Here is a 17,410-nt window from a genome sequence, read left to right as displayed (position 1 = left end):
TTCGGCGAAAGGGATAACCAGCCACTCGGCAAGTCCTGCTCCCACCTTCACTCCTTCGGCTTCAAAGGATCAACTCCCATGGCGCGTAACAAGATCGCACTGATTGGCTCCGGTCAGATCGGCGGAACGCTGGCTCACCTGATCGGCCTGAAAGAACTCGGCGACGTGGTGATGTTCGACATCGCCGAAGGCGTGCCGCAGGGCAAATCGCTCGATCTCGCGCAGTCCTCCCCGGTCGACGGCTTCGACGCCAAGATGACCGGCGCCAATTCCTACGAGGCCATCGAAGGCGCCAATGTCGTCATCGTCACCGCCGGCGTGCCGCGCAAGCCCGGCATGAGCCGCGACGACCTGCTGTCGATCAACCTCAAGGTGATGGAGCAGGTCGGCGCCGGCATCAAGAAGTACGCCCCCGACGCCTTCGTGATCTGCATCACCAACCCGCTCGACGCCATGGTCTGGGCGCTGCAGAAGGCCTGCGGCCTGCCGCACAACAAGGTGGTCGGCATGGCCGGCGTGCTGGATTCGGCGCGTTTCCGCTACTTCCTGGCCGATGAATTCAACGTCTCGGTCGAAGACGTCACCGCCTTCGTGCTCGGCGGCCACGGCGACACCATGGTGCCGCTGGTCAAGTATTCGACCGTCGCCGGCATCCCGCTGCCCGACCTGATCAAGATGGGCTGGACCTCGCAGGCCCGCCTCGACGAGATCGTCGACCGCACCCGCAATGGCGGCGCCGAGATCGTCAACCTCCTGAAGACCGGCTCGGCGTTCTACGCCCCCGCCGCCTCGGCCGTCGCGATGGCCGACAGCTATCTCAAGGACAAGAAGCGCGTGCTGCCCTGCGCCTCCTATCTGAACGGCGAATACGGCGTGAAAGACATGTATGTCGGCGTGCCCGTCGTGATCGGCGCCAAGGGCGTCGAGCGCATCGTCGAGATCGAACTGTCCGGCAAGGACCGCGAAGGCTTCGACAAGTCGGTGGCCTCGGTCGTCGGCCTGATGGACGCCTGCAAGAAGATCGCCCCCGACCTGCTCGGCGGCTAAGTCCACCCTCTTACCGGCACCCTTTGGGTGCCGGTTTCGGTTCTGACCATCGCTGCAGGCCCCCAACCCCGGGCCGACCAGCATTCGATATTGGATCCCGCCGGGCTTGAATTGTCGCTTCCGTGGTATACGGTATGCCAATTCAAAAACGACGGGACATTCAAGTTCCACCATCCGGGGTTCGGGAGCGACTTATGAACATTCATGAATATCAGGCGAAAGCCGTGCTGAAGGAATTCGGCGTGCCCGTTTCCAGGGGCGTGCCGATCCTCAAGGCCGAGGAAGCGGAAGCAGCCGCGAAGGAGCTCGGCGGCCCGCTGTGGGTCGTGAAGAGCCAGATCCATGCCGGCGGCCGCGGCAAGGGCAAGTTCAAGGAAGCCTCGGCCGGCGAGAAGGGCGGCGTCCGCCTTTCCAGGTCGATCGAAGAGACCAAGCAGTTCGTCAAGGAAATGCTCGGCGCGACTTTGGTCACCGAGCAGACCGGCCCGGCCGGCAAGCAGGTCAACCGGATCTATCTGGAAGACGGCTCCGACATCGAGAAGGAATTCTATCTCTCCCTCCTCGTCGATCGTGAAACCTCGCGCGTGGCGTTCGTGGTGTCCACCGAAGGCGGCATGAACATCGAGGACGTCGCCCACTCGACGCCCGAGAAGATCATCACCTTCTCCGTCGATCCGGCCACTGGCGTGATGCCGCATCACGGCCGCACCGTCGCCAAGGCGCTCGGCCTCACCGGCGACCTCGCCAAGCAGGCCGGCAAGCTGATCACCCAGCTCTATACCGCCTTCATCGCGAAGGACATGGACATGCTGGAGATCAATCCCTTGATCGTCTCCAAGACCGGCGAGCTGAAGTGCCTGGACGCCAAGATGTCGTTCGATTCGAACGCGCTGTATCGTCATCCCGAGATCGTCGCGCTGCGCGACACCACCGAGGAAGACGCCAAGGAAATCGAGGCCTCGAAATATGACCTCGCTTACATCGCGCTCGACGGCACCATCGGCTGCATGGTCAACGGCGCCGGTCTCGCGATGGCCACGCTGGACATCATCAAGCTGTACGGCGAAAGCCCGGCGAATTTCTTGGACGTCGGCGGCGGTGCCACCGAGGAGAAGGTGACCGCGGCGTTCAAGATCATCACCTCGGACCCCAGCGTGAAGGGCATCCTGGTCAACATCTTCGGCGGCATCATGAAGTGCGACATCATTGCCGCCGGCGTCGTCGCCGCGGTGAAGACCGTCGGCCTCAAGGTGCCTCTCGTGGTCCGCCTCGAAGGCACCAATGTCGAGGAAGGCAAGAAGATCATTCGTGAGAGCGGCCTCAACGTTTTGCCGGCGGACGACCTCGACGACGCCGCGCAGAAAATCGTCAACGCCGTGAAGGGAAAGTAAGCCGATGTCAGTTCTCATCGACAAGAATACCAAGGTGATGTGCCAGGGTTTCACTGGCAAGAACGGCACCTTCCACTCCGAGCAGGCGATCATCTACGGGACCAAGATGGTCGGCGGCACTTCGCCCGGCAAAGGCGGCTCCACCCATCTCGACCTGCCGGTGTTCGACACCGTGGCCGAGTGCCGCGACAAGACCGGCGCCGATGCTAGCGTGATCTACGTGCCGCCGCCGGGCGCAGCCGACGCCATCTGTGAAGCGATCGATGCGGAAATCCCGCTGATCGTCTGCATCACCGAAGGCATCCCGGTGCTCGACATGGTGCGCGTCAAGCGTTCGCTGTCCGGCTCCAAGTCGCGCCTGATCGGGCCGAACTGCCCGGGCGTCGTCACTGCCGGCGAGTGCAAGATCGGCATCATGCCGGCCAACATCTTCAAGCCCGGCAATGTCGGCATCCTGTCGCGCTCCGGCACGCTGACCTATGAAGCCGTGTTCCAGACCACCATGGCCGGCCTCGGCCAGACCTCGGCGGTCGGCATCGGCGGCGATCCGGTCAAGGGCACCGAGTTCATCGACATTCTCGAGATGTTCCTGGCCGACGACGCGACCCATTCGATCATCATGATCGGCGAAATCGGCGGCTCGGCGGAAGAAGACGCCGCGCAGTTCATCAAGGACGAAGCCAAGCGCGGCCGCAAGAAGCCGATCGTCGGCTTCATCGGCGGCGTTACCGCCCCTCCCGGCCGTCGCATGGGCCATGCCGGCGCGATCGTGTCGGGCGGCAAGGGCGACGCACAGAGCAAGATCGCGGCGATGAAATCCGCGGGCTTCGCCGTCTCGCCGTCGCCTGCGCGCCTCGGCACCACGCTGGTGGAATTGCTGAAGGGCTAGGGTTTAGCGCTGGTATCAAAATGAAAAGGCCCGCTCGTAAGAGCGGGCCTTTTTGTTGTGGTGGTCATTCCGGGGCGCGAGCGCGTGAGCGGCGAGAGAACCTCATGCACTCCAATCGGAGTGGCGGGGAACCTCGACATGTTCAGCGCGCCTCATCTCGAGGTTCCGGGTCTCCATCAGCCGGCTTTGCCGTCTGCCGCATCCCGGGACGACAGTTCTTGTGTCGGCCTATTGCAGCGCCGTTGATGGCTCGATCGGGCATGAATCGCCGGTACCCGGGGGAAGATCAGACCAAGCGCGAATTAAATGTCATAAAGCGACCAGGGTACGGAACCGGACGCAGACTCGCATGTTGTTGGAAATTACCGTAGTCTCTTGGCCATTGACGGTGCCAGAGAGTCCGGTAGCGCTCACGCTTTCGAAAAGAGCGCCATGTCCAAAGTTCCTTCATTTTCAGGCTGCTGTCCCAGGCATTTGCCGGACAGCCTTCCATCGACGATCCGGGACGGTCAGACCGCGGCTCATCTCTGCGATCGCCGCGAAGCCTCGACAACATCCGGATATCAGCGGACACGCCAATCGGCATTTGCACGGGATCGCCGACGATCGCAGCACCCGATGCGCGGGCGATCGTTGTGTCAGCGCACCGTTGCCTGCCCGCGTCCTACTTGAAAGCTAGTCATGCGCCTGTCGACCTTCATCCGCGAGAATTCCGCTCCCATCATCGCCGAATGGGAGGCCTTTGCCGGTACGCTTGACCCGTCGCCGGAAGCGGCGAGCCCGCTATCGCTGCGCAACCACATCGCGTACATCCTGCGATTCGTGGCCGACGATATCGACAGCCCGCAGACCGACGCGGAGCAGGTCGACAAGTCGCAGGGCAAAAACGCTAGGCGTTCGACAAACAGCGTGGCCGAAGTTCACGCCGCGTTGCGCCAGGCCGGCGGCTTCAACATGGATCAGATGGTCTCCGAGTACCGGGCATTGCGGGCGAGCGTGGTCAAGCTGTGGAGCGCACAGACCACGGAAACGACATTGCAGGATATCCACGACCTCACGCGGTTCAACGAAGCGATCGATCAGGAACTGACCGAGTCGATCAGCTACTATTCCTTGAAGGTCGAGCGCTCCCGCAACCTGTTCCTCGGCATTCTCGGTCATGATCTTCGCAATCCAATCGGTGCCATGACGATGTCGGCTGAACTGATCGGTCGGATCGGGTCGCTCAGCGAGCGCCAGACGATGCTGATCTCACAGATCTCCGTTAGCGCAAGCCGCGTGATGGAAATCCTCGATCAGTTGCTCGACCTCACCCGGGCTCGCCTCGGATCCGGCCTGCAGATCATTCGTGAAACAATGGATATGGCGTTCGTCGCGCGGCAGCTCGTCGATGAAATGCGAACAGCTCATCCTGGGAACAGCTTCACCGTCGAAGTGTCGGGCGACACCGAAGGAGCGTGGGACAGGCCCCGTATTGGTCAGGTGTTTTCAAACCTGCTCGGCAACGCCGTGCAGTACGGGTTCAAGGATCTCCCCATCAATGTATCCATCAGGGGCGAGACGCATGATGTTTCGGTCTCGATTCACAATGATGGTGTTCCGATCCCTCCAAACGCCGTGGCCGGAATTTTCGAAGCGCTGGTTCGCAGCGGCGACGGGGAAGACGCCCATTTGCAGTCGAACAATCTGGGGCTGGGATTGTACATTACCAAAGAGATCGTCGTGGCCCATGGCGGGAGCATAAAGGTTACCTCGTCCGAAAAGACCGGGACGACTTTCACCGCCCGCTTTCCCCGCGCCTAGACCAGGTGACGGAAGGTCTGTTCAGCCAGAAGGGCACGGCAATAGCGGCTCGCTCTAACGAACGGGCCTTTTTGTTCAGCTTGTCCTTCACGGCCGCGCGTATGTCAGCGGAGGTCTAAGCCCGCCCTCCCATTGGAAGGGCGGGAGATCGAGATGTGACGCGATGAACATTTCGAGGTTCCGGGTCTGCGCCATCCGGCGTTGCCGTCTGTCGCATCCCGGAGCGACAGCTGCTCTCTACTCCGCCGCCTGCAACTGCTTGTCGCCGACAACCGGCAGGCCTTCCTCGATCGGGTATTTGCTATCGCGGCTCCATTCGTTCCAGGAGCCGAAATACATCCGCACGTCCATCACGCCGGCGTTCTTCAGCGCCAGGAAGGTGTTCGAGGCACGCGCGCCCTTGAAGCAGTAGAGGTAGACGGTCGTGCTCGGCGTGATGCCGACCGTGGCGCATTCGGCCAGAATCTCGTTCTTCGACTTGAAGCGCGGGCCCTCCGAGGTCGGCTTCATCATGCGGTACCATTCGATCCAGACCGCGCCGGGGATCCGGCCCATCCGCGGGCAGAAATCGCGACCGTAAGGCGATGAGCTCTCGCCGATCCATTCATCGACGTCGCGAACGTCGAGCAACGCGATCGAGGGATTGCCGAGTGCCGCCTGCATGGTCACGGCATCGATCAGGATGGAGCCGGCCTCCGGTCTGACCTTGAACGCGGCGGGCACGGGGGTGGGCATGTCGGTGGTGGTCGGCAGGCCCTTCTGGGTCCAGGCGTCATAGCCGCCGTGCAGCACCTTGATCTTCGGGTAGCCCAAAAATTCCAGCAGGAAGTAGCCGCGGCAGGACTGGCCGAAGCCGGAGTTCATGGACTGCTCGTAGATCACCGCGGTCTCGGCGCCCGACAGGCCGGCGCCGCCGAAGGCGTCGGCGAATTTCTTCTTGAGTTCTTCCATGCCCTCGGGGGTCGAGGTCGCGAGGAAGGTGAAGATCTCGTGCAGATTGACGGCGCAGGGGACGTGGCCGGCGGCGTAGGCGTCAGGATTGCGCGTATCGATGATCACGCAAGGTTCGGACGTCATGAAGGGGACGAGTTCGTCTGCGGAAATCAGGATGTCAGCCATTAGCAAAGCCTCCACTGGGTTGTCGGGGGGTTGTCACGCGTCGTCGCTTTCGAATCACAGTCGCTTGGCCTCAGGTCTCTCCCGGATGTTCGCGCGCATTGTCTGCGAGCATTTTTCTGAGTTGCGTGGTGGCGGGGGTGACGATCGCCACGAAATACGCTTCGCGCAGCCGCCGCTGGGCGGCGTGCGATTTCAGATAGCCGCGCGCGCCACAATGCAGCATCGCGGCATGCGCCGCGGCCACCGCGGCATCGCCGGCACGCAGCCTGAGCTCGACCACCTCGCGCCAGTAGGCGTTGCTGGTATCAAACGGCGTGGCGGCGAGCCGCATCGTCGCGCCTTCGAGTTCGGCCAGCACGGCGGCGAAATCCTCGGGCTGCTGCGGCAGATAGCAGTTGACGTGTGCCAACGCGGGCTTCACGCCCTGCATCAGTTCGATGCAGTCGCGCACCAGCCCCAGCCCCATGCCCATCTGCATCAGGATGAAGCCGGCGCGGATTTTCTTGACGAACGGCATCGCGGAGGCGGCCAGCACCTGATCGTCGGGAATGAAGACGTCGCGGAGCTGCACGCCGTAGGTGCCGGTGCCGTCCATCGCCAGGAACGGCTGGCATGGCGTCAGCGTGACAGCGGGATCGGCACAGTCGACCAGGAACATCACCTTGTCGGAGCCATCCTCGAGTTCGAAGATGGTGCCGAACAGATGGTCGGGGCCGAGATTGGACACCCACGGCAGCGCGCCGCGCACGATGTAGCCGCCGTCCACGCGGCGGCCTTTCAGCTTGAGCTTCTCGATGCCGAAGAAGCTCTTCATCGGATTCGACAGCCCGGTGCCGCCGAGCAGTTGGCCGCTTTCGGCGCGGTCGAGAAATTTCGCCTTCAGCGCGGCATTGTCGGAATTGAGGATGTACCAGACCAACGTGTCCTGGCACCACGCCATGAAGGCGGTGGCGCCGCAGATTTCGGCGATCGCCGAGATGCCGCCGATGGTGTCTCGCAGGTCGGCATGCGCGGACCAGGCGCCGATCTCGCCGAAGCAGCGCATCGCTTTGTCCGGAAAGATTTCGCCGTCGTCGATCTGCTGCAGGATCGGCGTCAGCTCGGACCGTGCCAGCGACGCGACCCCTTCGAAGAACGAAACGGTCTGCTGCTCAACCTTGTCGGCGTTTCGCAGCGCAGCCATCGTGGTCATGATCGTCTCCGTCACGGGGGATAGAGGCGCAACCGCATCGCTGCGGTTGATGGCTTTCTTCCCTCGCCCCGCTCTGGCGGGGAGAGGTGAAGAGCCTTACGCGGAGACCTCGAGATTGACCGGGCGGGTGAAGGTGTTGGCGACCGGGCTCCATTTCTTGACGTGGTCGATCAGCGCGTCGATCTCGGCCTGCGGAACGCCATCGCATTCCATGTCGACCTTGATGCGGACGTCGGTGAAACCGACCGGCTTCTCGCTGACGTCGCCGGTGCCCCACACCGCGGTGATGTTGAGGTCGCCCTCGAGCTGCAATTCGAGCTTGTTGACGATCCAGCCGCGGTGCACGGCATTGGCGTGCAGGCCAACCGCGATGCACGAGCCCAGCGCGGCCAGCGAGGCTTCCGACGGATTCGGCGCGGTGTCGTCGCCGAGCAGCGCCGGCGGCTCATCGACGATATAGGGCGGCAGGTTGCGGATATAATTGGCGTGGCGGAACTTGCCCTCGGCCACCGTCTTGCACTTCAGCGTCTTGATGACGTTGGGATTGGCCTTGCCGTTGGCGATCAACTGTTCGAGCCCGCCTTTGTCGATCGGCGCCAGGCAGCCGGTCAGCACGGTCTTTGCGGCAACAGCGGTCATGGTGTTTCTCCCTGCAGGTCGGATACGGAACGTTCTGTAGCTTTGCAGGATGCGTGCCATCGCGGCTGCCGGAGGAAAGTCGAGCGTTATGAAGCCGTTAACTGCACGGCGCGAAAACAGGCGCCGGAAGATCTGCCGCCAAATGCGCCAAACTTCGGTTTTGCCGCCTGAATGTTCGCCACGAGCCGATGATCGCTTGCACCGGTCGAGCCGCCTGACATATGAAAGGGCATGACCGATGCGATCCCGCATGACGCCGAGATCACCGTCCCGCATGTGTCGCCGCGCGGCCGGCTGATGGATGCGGCGACCCGGCTGTTCTGCAAGAACGGCATCAATGCCACCGGGATCGACGCCATCGTCGCCGAAGCCGGCACCGCCAAGACCACCCTTTACAAGATCTTCAAGTCCAAGAGCGATCTGGTCGAGGCCGTGCTCGAAGCCGAGGGCAAGGTCTGGCGCAACTGGTTCATCGCCAGCATCGAAGCCGCGAAAACACCGCGGGCCAAGCTCGATTCGATCTTCCCGGTGTTGAAGAAGTGGTTCGGCGAACAGGGTTATTACGGCTGCGTCTTCATCAATGCGGTCGGCGAACACCCCAAGGACGAGACCCGGTTGCGCGCCCTCACCGTGACCCATAAAGCCTTCGTGCTCGGCCACATCGCCGGCCTGGCCCGCGCCGCCGGCGCCGCGCGACCGGAGGCCCTGGCCCATCAGATCGGCCTGTTGATGGACGGCGCCATCGTGGCCGCCATGGTGACCCGCGACCCCGGCGTGGCGGACGCCGCCGGGATGGCCGCGCAGGCCCTGCTCGATGACGCCTGCGGCCGCGTGTCAGCCAAGCGTTCCCGGCGCAGTGCGCTGCAGGGCGACGCTGCAGCATTGGCCCGCGAAACCCTTAGCCCGGTTGAGTAAACAGCTCCGCACGTATGTTTGACTCGGCATTCAGATCTTCGCATTTTCCGGGCGCAACTTTTGCCTATATAGGGTAGAAGGTCCGCGCTATTCAGGCTGCTCCGACGAACGGATCGGCCCTCGCCCATTATCGCGCGACGCCAAAAATCAGGAAGCAATCATGTCTCGCCAGGACGCGAATGCCGCTTTTGCCCTCTCTTCATTTTTGCAGGGCGCAAATGCCACGTATATCGACGAACTGTATGCCCGTTACGAAAAGGACCCCTCCTCGGTCGATACCGAGTGGCAGGAGTTCTTCAAGAGCCTGAAGGACGCGCCCGCCGACGTCCAGGCGAATGCCGAGGGCCCGTCCTGGGAGAAGGCCAACTGGCCGGTGCTTCCCAATGACGACCTGACCTCCGCGATGGACGGCAACTGGGCGCAGGTCGAGAAGGCCGTCGGCGCCAAGCTGGCCGCCAAGGCGTCGGCGGGTTCCGCCAAGCCCGGCGCGGCAGCCCCGACCGGCGACATCAACCAGGCGACCCGCGATTCGGTGCGCGCCTTGATGCTGATCCGCGCCTTCCGCATGCGCGGCCACTTCCATGCCAATCTCGATCCGCTGGGTATCGAAGGCCAGAAGGACCATGAGGAGCTCGATCCGCGCTCCTACGGCTTCACCGATGCCGACTATGATCGCAAGATCTTCCTCGATCACGTGCTCGGCCTCGAATACGGCACGCTGCGCGAGATCGTCGCGATCTGCCAGCGCACCTACTGCCAGACGCTCGGCGTCGAATTCATGCACATCTCGAACCGGGCGCAGAAGGCCTGGATCCAGGAACGCATCGAAGGCCCGGACAAGGAAATCTCCTTCACCCGCGAAGGTCGCCGCGCCATCCTGCAGAAGCTGGTCGAGGCCGACGGCTTCGAGAAGTTCTGCGACGTCAAGTTCACCGGCACCAAGCGGTTCGGCCTCGACGGCGGGGAATCGCTGATCCCGGCGCTGGAGCAGATCATCAAGCGCGGCGGCAATCTCGGCGTCCGCGACATCGTGGTCGGCATGCCGCATCGCGGCCGCCTCAACGTGCTGACCCAGGTGATGGGCAAGCCGCACCGCGCGCTGTTCCATGAATTCAAGGGCGGCTCTGCCAATCCCGACGAGGTCGAAGGCTCCGGCGACGTCAAGTATCATCTCGGCGCGTCGTCCGACCGCGAGTTCGACCAGAACAAGATCCATCTGTCGCTGACCGCCAACCCGTCGCATCTCGAGATCGTCGATCCGGTCGTGCTCGGCAAGGTCCGCGCCAAGCAGGACCAGAACGGCGATCCGCCGGATGCGCGCATCTCGGTGCTGCCGCTGCTGATGCATGGCGACGCGGCGTTCGCAGGCCAGGGCGTGGTCGCGGAATGTTTCGCATTGTCGGACCTGAAGGGCTACCGCACCGGCGGTTCGATCCACTTCATCGTCAACAACCAGATCGGCTTCACGACCTATCCGCGCTATTCGCGCTCCTCGCCCTACCCGTCGGATGTGGCGAAGATGATCGATGCGCCGATCTTCCACGTCAACGGCGACGATCCGGAAGCCGTGGTGTTCGCCGCCAAGATCGCGATCGAATTCCGGCAGAAATTCCACAAGCCCGTCGTCATCGACATGTTCTGCTACCGCCGCCACGGCCATAACGAAGGCGACGAGCCGGCATTCACCCAGCCGGTGATGTACAAGAACATCGCGACGCATGCCTCGACGCTGGAGCTATATTCCAAGCGGCTCGTCGCCGACGGTGTGATGACGCAGGGCGAGATCGACAAGGCGAAGGCCGACTGGCGCGCCCGTCTCGATGCCGAGCTCGAAGCCGGCGCCGGCTACAAGCCGAACAAGGCCGACTGGCTCGACGGCAAGTGGGCGGGCTTCAAGTCCGCCGACCAGGAAGAAGATCCGCGCCGCGGCATCACCGGCGTCGACGTCGCCAAGCTGCGCGAGATCGGCACCAAGATCACCAAGGTGCCGGACGGTTTCCGCATCCACAAGACGGCGCAGCGCTTCCTCGACACCCGCGCCAAGGCGATCGAGAGCGGCAACAACATCGACTGGGCGACCGGCGAGGCGCTGGCGTTCTGCACCCTGATCGAGGATGGCCATCACGTGCGTCTGTCCGGCCAGGATTCGGAGCGCGGCACCTTCTCGCAGCGCCATTCGGTGCTGTTCGACCAGGAAGACGAGAGCCGCTACACGCCGTTCAACCATCTCGGCCCCGATAAGGGCCATTATGAAGTCATCAACTCGCTATTGTCGGAAGTCGCGGTGCTCGGCTTCGAATATGGCTACTCGCTGGCCGAGCCGAACGCGCTGACAATCTGGGAAGCGCAGTTCGGCGATTTCGCCAACGGCGCGCAGGTGGTGTTCGACCAGTTCATCTCGTCCGGCGAACGCAAGTGGCTGCGCATGTCGGGCCTGGTCTGCATGCTGCCGCACGGCTATGAGGGCCAGGGGCCGGAGCATTCCTCCGCGCGCCTCGAGCGCTTCCTGCAGATGGCGGCGGAAGACAACATGCAGGTGGTCTACGCCACCACGCCGGCGAACTTCTTCCACGTGCTGCGCCGCCAGCTCAAGCGCGAGATCCGCAAGCCGCTGATCCTGATGACGCCGAAGTCGCTGCTGCGCCACAAGCGCGCGGTCTCGAAGCTCGACGAACTCGGCGCCGGCACCACCTTCCACCGCATCCTGTTCGACGATGCGGAGAAGCTGCCGGACGAGAAGATCAAGCTCAAGCCCGACGCCAAGATCCGTCGCGTCGTGCTGTGCTCCGGCAAGGTCTATTACGACCTCTACGAGGAGCGCGAGAAGCGCGGCGCCGACGACATCTATTTGCTGCGCATCGAGCAGCTGTATCCGGTGCCGCTCAAGGCGCTGGTGCAGGAGCTCAGCCGCTTCAAGGGCGCCGAGGTGGTGTGGTGCCAGGAAGAGCCGCGCAACATGGGCGCGTGGCACTTCATCGAACCCTATCTCGAATGGGTGCTGAACCAGATCAATGCCACCCACAAGCGCCCGCGCTATGCCGGACGCGCGGCCTCCGCGGCCACTGCCACCGGCCTGATGTCGAAGCATCTCGCCCAGCTCAAGGCCTTCCTCGACGACGCCCTGAGCTAACACCACCGCACCACCGCCATGCCCCGCTCGCGCGGGGCATTCGCGCACTTGTATCACTCCAGGATTTTGGCGCGGTTGGCTGCATCGGCCGCCCTGCCGCTAGAGGAAAATAGACCATGACTGAAATTCGCGTTCCCACGCTCGGCGAATCCGTGACCGAAGCCACCATCGGGAAATGGTTCAAGAAGGCCGGTGATGCCGTCGCTGTCGACGAGCCCTTGGTCGAACTCGAAACCGACAAGGTGACGATCGAAGTGCCGGCGCCGTCCGCAGGCATTCTCGGCGAGATCATCGCCAAGGACGGCGAGACCGTCGCGGTCGGCGCCCTGCTCGGCCAGATCACCGATGGCGCCGCTGGTGCCAAGCCGGCTGCTGCGCCTGCCGCCGCACCGGCACCCGCCAAGGCCGCTGCTGCAGCGCCTGCGGCTGCTACTCCCGCGCCCTCCCAGAAGAGCCCGCCGGCCGATGCGCCGCTGGCGCCGTCGGTTCGCAAGATTTCCGCCGAGAGCGGCGTCGATGCCGCCGGCGTGGCCGGCTCCGGCAAGGACGGCCGCGTCACCAAGGGCGACATGCTGGCCGCGATCGAGAAGGCCGCGTCGGCGCCGACCCCGGTCAGCCAGCCGGCGGCCGCCGTGCAGGTCCGCGCGCCGTCGCCTGCCGACGACGCCGCCCGCGAAGAGCGCGTCAAGATGACCCGGCTGCGCCTGACCATCGCACGCCGCCTCAAGGAGGTGCAGAACACCGCCGCCATGCTCACGACCTTCAACGAGGTCGACATGAGCCACATCATGGCGATGCGCAGCCAGTACAAGGATGTGTTCGAGAAGAAGCACGGCACCAAGCTCGGCTTCATGGGCTTCTTCACCAAGGCCTGCGTGCAGGCGCTGAAGGACATCCCGTCGGTGAACGCCGAGATCGACGGCACCGACCTGATCTACAAGAACTACTATCACGTCGGCGTCGCGGTCGGCACCGACAAGGGCCTGGTAGTCCCGGTGGTGCGCGATTGCGACGGCAAGTCGATTTCGGATATCGAAAAGACCATCGCCGATTTCGGTCGCCGGGCCCGCGACGGCCAGCTCAAGATTGACGAAATGCAGGGCGGCACCTTCACCATCACCAATGGCGGCATCTACGGCTCCTTGATGTCGACGCCGATCCTGAACGCGCCGCAATCCGCCATCCTCGGCATGCACAAGATCCAGGAGCGCCCGGTGGTGGTCGCCGGCAAGATCGAGATCCGCCCGATGATGTATCTGGCGCTGAGCTACGATCACCGCGTCATCGACGGCAAGGAAGCCGTCACCTTCCTGGTCCGCGTCAAGGAAAGCCTGGAAGATCCGGCCCGTCTGGTGCTGGATCTCTGATCTCTCCGCATTCCCTACCATCAGCCGGCAGCGGTAACGCTGCCGGCTTATGAATACGCAGTCACGGTCAATAACGCCAAGCTGGAGCAGATAATGACCGACATGGTCGTCATCATCACGGGCGGGAGCCGAGGCATCGGCCGCGCCGCTGCGCTGAAAGCCGCCGCTGCCGGCTTCAAAGTGGTCGTCGGCTACGCCAGCAATGAAGCCGCCGCCAACGACGTCGTTGCCGCCATCGAAGCAACCAACGGAAAAGCCATCGCCGTGAAATGCGACGTCGGCGTCGAGGCCGACATCCTCGCGCTGTTCAAGTCGGCCGACGCCTTCGGCCCGCTCGGCGCGCTGGTCAACAATGCCGGCATTGTCGGCCCCTCCATCCGCGTCGAGGACATGACCGCCGAGCGCATCACGCGCATGCTGGCGGTCAACGTCACCGGAAGCTTCCTGTGCGCGCGCGAGGCGGTGAAGCGGATGTCGACGAAACATGGCGGCGCGGGTGGCGTGATCGTCAACCTGTCGTCGGCGGCCGCCAAGCTCGGCTCCGCCAATACCTATGTCGACTATGCCGCCTCCAAGGGCGCTATCGATACGTTCACCGTGGGCCTTGCCCAGGAAGTAGCCGCCGAGGGCATTCGCGTGGTCGGCATCCGGCCCGGCCTGATCGATACCGAGATCCACGCCTCCGGGGGCGACGCCGACCGCGCCCGTCGCCTCGCCCATAACGTGCCGATGCAGCGCGTCGGCACCGCCGACGAAGTCGCCAATGCCATCGTCTGGCTTTTGTCCGACGAGGCGTCCTACGTCACCGCTTCCATTCTCGACGTGTCCGGTGGCCGCTAGGCCATCGACACCCCATATCTACTGAAACTGCAGGAATCTCCCATGGCCACCTATGATCTCGTTATTATCGGCACCGGTCCCGGCGGCTATGTCTGCGCGATCCGCGCAGCACAACTCGGCATGAAGGTCGCGGTCGTCGAAAAGAACGCCACGCTCGGCGGCACCTGCCTGAACATCGGCTGCATGCCGTCGAAGGCGTTGCTGCACGCCTCCGAAATGTTCGAAGAGGCCGGTCACGGCTTCGCCAAGATGGGCATCAAGGTCGCCGCGCCGGAAATCGACCTGCCGCAGATGATGGTCTTCAAGCAGCAGGGCATCGACGGCAACGTCAAGGGCGTCGAGTTCCTGATGAAGAAGAACAAGGTCGACGTGGTGATGGGCCTTGGCCGCGTGCTGGGCACCGGCAAGGTCGAGGTCAAGGCGGCCGACGGCAAGACCCAAGTGCTGGAAACCAAGAACATCGTGATCGCCACCGGCTCCGACGTGACAAGGCTGAAGGGAATCGAGATCGACGAGAAGCGCATCGTGTCGTCGACCGGCGCGCTGTCGCTCGACAAGGTGCCGGAGAAGATGATCGTGGTCGGCGCCGGCGTGATCGGCCTCGAACTCGGCTCGGTGTGGCGCCGGCTCGGCGCCGAAGTGATCGTGGTGGAATTCCTCGACCGCATCCTGCCCGGCATGGACGGCGAGGTAGGCAAGTCGTTCCAGCGCATCCTGGAAAAGCAGGGTTTTGCGTTCAAGCTCGGCGCCAAGGTCACCAGCATCGATTCGTCGGGCCAGCGGCTGAAGGCACAGGTCGAACCGGCTGCCGGCGGCGCCGCTGAAACCATGGAAGCCGACGTCATTCTCGTGGCGGTTGGCCGCATCCCCTACACCGAGGGCCTCGGGCTCAAGGAAGCCGGCGTGGCGCTCGACGAGCGCGGCCGGATCAAGACCGACGCGCATTTCGCCTCCAGCGTGCCCGGCATCTTCGCCATCGGTGACGTCGTGGTCGGCCCGATGCTGGCGCACAAGGCGGAAGACGAAGGCGTCGCTTGCGCCGAGATCCTGGCCGGCCAGGCCGGTCATGTTAATTACGGGGTGATCCCCGGCGTCGTCTACACGACGCCGGAAGTCGCGTCAGTGGGCAAGACCGAGGAGGAGTTGAAGCAGGCCGGCGTCGCCTATACCGTCGGCAAGTTCCCGTTCACCGCCAACGGCCGCGCCAAGGTCAACCAGAGCACCGACGGTTTCGTGAAAATTCTTGCCGATGCCAAGACCGACCGCGTGCTCGGCGTTCACATCATCGGCCTCGAGGCCGGCGAGTTGATCCACGAGGCCTGCGTGCTGATGGAATTCGGCGGTTCCGCCGAGGATCTGGCGCGGACCTGCCATGCTCATCCGACCCGCTCCGAGGCCGTTAAGGAAGCGGCATTTGCAGTGGCCAAGCGCGCTATCCATATGTGAGGCACGCCCGGCGCACCGCCCGGCCGGGAGTTGCGTGATGCGCCGCCTGTTGCAGCCGCTCTGGGTCCTGCTCGCTCTGATCTTCCTGATCGAGGCGTGGCTGTGGGACCATCTCGAACCGGTCGTCGCCCGCCTTGTGGCGATGATCCCGCTGCGCGCGTTCAAGGCCTTTGTGGCCGCGCGCGTGGCGCGGCTGTCGCCGAGGTGGACGCTGCTGGTATTCCTGGCGCCGGTGGTGCTGTTGTTTCCGTTGAAGCTTCTGGAAGTCTGGCTGATCGCGAACCATTCCTGGATCAGCGCCATTGCACTGATCCTGGCCGGTAAGTTCATCGGCGTCGGCATCGTCGCCTTCATCTTCGACGTGACGAAACCGAAGCTGCTGCAGATGCCGTGGTTCGTTCGCGTCTATGAGTGGGTGCTCGACATCCGCCGCCGCGCCGGCGAAATCGTCGCGCCAATGATGCTGCGCATCAAGGCGATGGTCGCGCGAATCCGCAACCGCTCGTCATCGCGCGGGATGCGCCTCGTCCACCGTCTGCGCAGCCGCGCATTTGCCCGCAAGGTTTGACGGAGTCTGCCATGGCCGAACTGTCCCGCGTGAAAACCTCGCTGCTCGATGTCGCTTATGAGCAGTCCGGCCCGGCGAATGGCGTGCCTGCCATCCTGCTGCACGGCTTTCCCTATGACATCCGCGGCTATGACGACGCGGTGGCGCTGCTCAATGCCGCGGGCATCCGGACCATCGTGCCGTATCTCCGCGGCTATGGCCCGACGCGGTTTCTGACCGACGCCACCCTGCGCTCCGGGCAGCAGGCCGCGCTCGGCCAGGACCTGCTGGATCTGATCGACGCGCTACGGATCGAGAAGGCCGTGCTCGCCGGCTACGACTGGGGCGGCCGTGCCGCCTGCGTCGTGTCGGCGCTGTGGCCGGAGCGCGTGCATGGGCTGGTGAGTTGCACCGGCTACAACATCCAGGACATTCCGAACTCGGCCCGCCCGGCCGATCCCGCCCAGGAAGCGCGGATGTGGTACGTCTGGTATTTCCACACCGAACGCGGCCGCAACGGGCTGACGCAGAACCGCGCGGCGCTGGCGAAGCTATTGTGGAAAATGTGGTCGCCGTCGTGGGCGTTCGACGACGCCACGTTCGATCGCTCGGCGGACGCCTTCGACAATGACGAGTTCGTCGATGTGGTGATCCACTCCTACACGCACCGCACCGGCAGCGTCGCCGGCGATGAGCGCTATGCCGCGATCGAGGCGCAACTTGCGGCGCAACCGGCGATCGACGTGCCAACCATCGTGCTGCACGGCGCCGACGACAACGTCACGCCGGTCGGCGGATCGGAGAATCACGGCCGGCATTTCACGGCGGATTATCAGCGCCGCGTGCTGCCCGGCGTCGGTCACAACGCGCCGCAAGAATCGCCGAAGGCGTTTGCGGAGGCGGTGATGGCGTTTTATCGAAAGTGAATCTCTCTCTTCACCTCTCCCCTTTGGGGAGAGGTCGGCGCGTAGCGCCGGGTGAGGGGCCTTGCTCCGGTTGAAAGGTCCCTAACACCTCACCCGCCCGGCTTCGCCGGTCGACCTCTCCCTATGGGAGAGGTGTTGAGCGCCGTCGCGCCTCCCGGG

At 63.8% G+C, this 17,410-nt stretch carries 14 protein-coding genes; 11 read left to right on the top strand and 3 right to left on the bottom strand.

Annotated elements, in window-relative coordinates; genetic code table 11:
- Nucleotides 1–78 precede the first annotated feature (78 nt).
- The 4 genes from mdh to FIU28_RS01895 all read left to right on the top strand — a co-directional run bounded on the left by mdh (nucleotide 79) and on the right by FIU28_RS01895 (nucleotide 5,130).
- Nucleotides 79–1,047: a malate dehydrogenase gene (gene mdh / locus FIU28_RS01910; RefSeq protein ID WP_143571409.1), complete on the top strand. Its 969-nt coding sequence runs from the start codon at nucleotides 79–81 to the stop codon at nucleotides 1,045–1,047.
- 194 nt (nucleotides 1,048–1,241) lie between these two features.
- Entirely contained in the window at nucleotides 1,242–2,438 is a 1,197-nt protein-coding gene (gene sucC / locus FIU28_RS01905) for an ADP-forming succinate--CoA ligase subunit beta (RefSeq protein ID WP_143571408.1), read from the top strand.
- Between the two features lie 4 nt (nucleotides 2,439–2,442).
- Nucleotides 2,443–3,327 (top strand): succinate--CoA ligase subunit alpha, encoded by an 885-nt coding sequence (sucD, locus tag FIU28_RS01900; protein ID WP_143571407.1) that lies wholly within the window; start codon nucleotides 2,443–2,445, stop codon nucleotides 3,325–3,327.
- Nucleotides 3,328–4,008: 681 nt separating this feature from the next.
- A complete protein-coding gene (locus FIU28_RS01895; RefSeq protein ID WP_143571406.1) occupies nucleotides 4,009–5,130 on the top strand; it encodes a sensor histidine kinase in 1,122 nt (373 codons plus the stop codon).
- A 237-nt stretch (nucleotides 5,131–5,367) separates the two neighbouring features.
- Here the strand turns inward: FIU28_RS01895 and FIU28_RS01890 are convergent, their stop codons facing one another.
- The 3 genes from FIU28_RS01890 to FIU28_RS01880 all read right to left on the bottom strand — a co-directional run bounded on the left by FIU28_RS01890 (nucleotide 5,368) and on the right by FIU28_RS01880 (nucleotide 8,080).
- On the bottom strand, nucleotides 5,368–6,249 hold the full coding sequence (locus FIU28_RS01890) for a sulfurtransferase (protein WP_143571405.1): 882 nt from the start codon (nucleotides 6,247–6,249) through the stop codon (nucleotides 5,368–5,370).
- Nucleotides 6,250–6,319: 70 nt separating this feature from the next.
- On the bottom strand, nucleotides 6,320–7,441 hold the full coding sequence (locus tag FIU28_RS01885) for an acyl-CoA dehydrogenase family protein (protein ID WP_441351646.1): 1,122 nt from the start codon (nucleotides 7,439–7,441) through the stop codon (nucleotides 6,320–6,322).
- Nucleotides 7,442–7,537: 96 nt separating this feature from the next.
- Nucleotides 7,538–8,080 (bottom strand): OsmC family protein, encoded by a 543-nt coding sequence (locus tag FIU28_RS01880; RefSeq protein ID WP_143571403.1) that lies wholly within the window; start codon nucleotides 8,078–8,080, stop codon nucleotides 7,538–7,540.
- 231 nt (nucleotides 8,081–8,311) lie between these two features.
- On the opposite strand from FIU28_RS01880, the gene FIU28_RS01875 reads away from it, so the two are divergent.
- The 7 genes from FIU28_RS01875 (at nucleotide 8,312) to FIU28_RS01845 (ending at nucleotide 17,251) form a co-directional block, all read left to right on the top strand.
- On the top strand, nucleotides 8,312–8,995 hold the full coding sequence (locus FIU28_RS01875) for a TetR/AcrR family transcriptional regulator (protein WP_143571402.1): 684 nt from the start codon (nucleotides 8,312–8,314) through the stop codon (nucleotides 8,993–8,995).
- Nucleotides 8,996–9,155: 160 nt separating this feature from the next.
- Nucleotides 9,156–12,125 carry a 2-oxoglutarate dehydrogenase E1 component gene (locus FIU28_RS01870; protein ID WP_143571401.1) on the top strand — a complete coding sequence of 990 codons (2,970 nt, stop codon included), beginning with the start codon at nucleotides 9,156–9,158 and terminating at the stop codon, nucleotides 12,123–12,125.
- A gap of 116 nt (nucleotides 12,126–12,241) precedes the next feature.
- Nucleotides 12,242–13,492 carry a 2-oxoglutarate dehydrogenase complex dihydrolipoyllysine-residue succinyltransferase gene (gene odhB / locus FIU28_RS01865; RefSeq protein ID WP_143571400.1) on the top strand — a complete coding sequence of 417 codons (1,251 nt, stop codon included), beginning with the start codon at nucleotides 12,242–12,244 and terminating at the stop codon, nucleotides 13,490–13,492.
- A gap of 93 nt (nucleotides 13,493–13,585) precedes the next feature.
- Nucleotides 13,586–14,332, top strand: coding sequence for an SDR family oxidoreductase (locus tag FIU28_RS01860; RefSeq protein WP_143571399.1), 747 nt, complete (start codon nucleotides 13,586–13,588; stop codon nucleotides 14,330–14,332).
- A 42-nt stretch (nucleotides 14,333–14,374) separates the two neighbouring features.
- A complete protein-coding gene (gene lpdA, locus FIU28_RS01855; RefSeq protein WP_143571398.1) occupies nucleotides 14,375–15,778 on the top strand; it encodes a dihydrolipoyl dehydrogenase in 1,404 nt (467 codons plus the stop codon).
- Between the two features lie 34 nt (nucleotides 15,779–15,812).
- On the top strand, nucleotides 15,813–16,346 hold the full coding sequence (locus tag FIU28_RS01850) for a hypothetical protein (RefSeq protein ID WP_143571397.1): 534 nt from the start codon (nucleotides 15,813–15,815) through the stop codon (nucleotides 16,344–16,346).
- Nucleotides 16,347–16,366: 20 nt separating this feature from the next.
- On the top strand, nucleotides 16,367–17,251 hold the full coding sequence (locus FIU28_RS01845) for an alpha/beta fold hydrolase (RefSeq protein WP_143575992.1): 885 nt from the start codon (nucleotides 16,367–16,369) through the stop codon (nucleotides 17,249–17,251).
- Nucleotides 17,252–17,410 lie beyond the last annotated feature (159 nt).

The organism is Tardiphaga sp. vice154 (assembly GCF_007018645.1).
GTDB lineage: Bacteria > Pseudomonadota > Alphaproteobacteria > Rhizobiales > Xanthobacteraceae > Tardiphaga.
The sequence above is the reverse complement of the archived record's forward strand: the minus strand, read 5'-3'. Positions and strand labels throughout refer to the sequence as shown.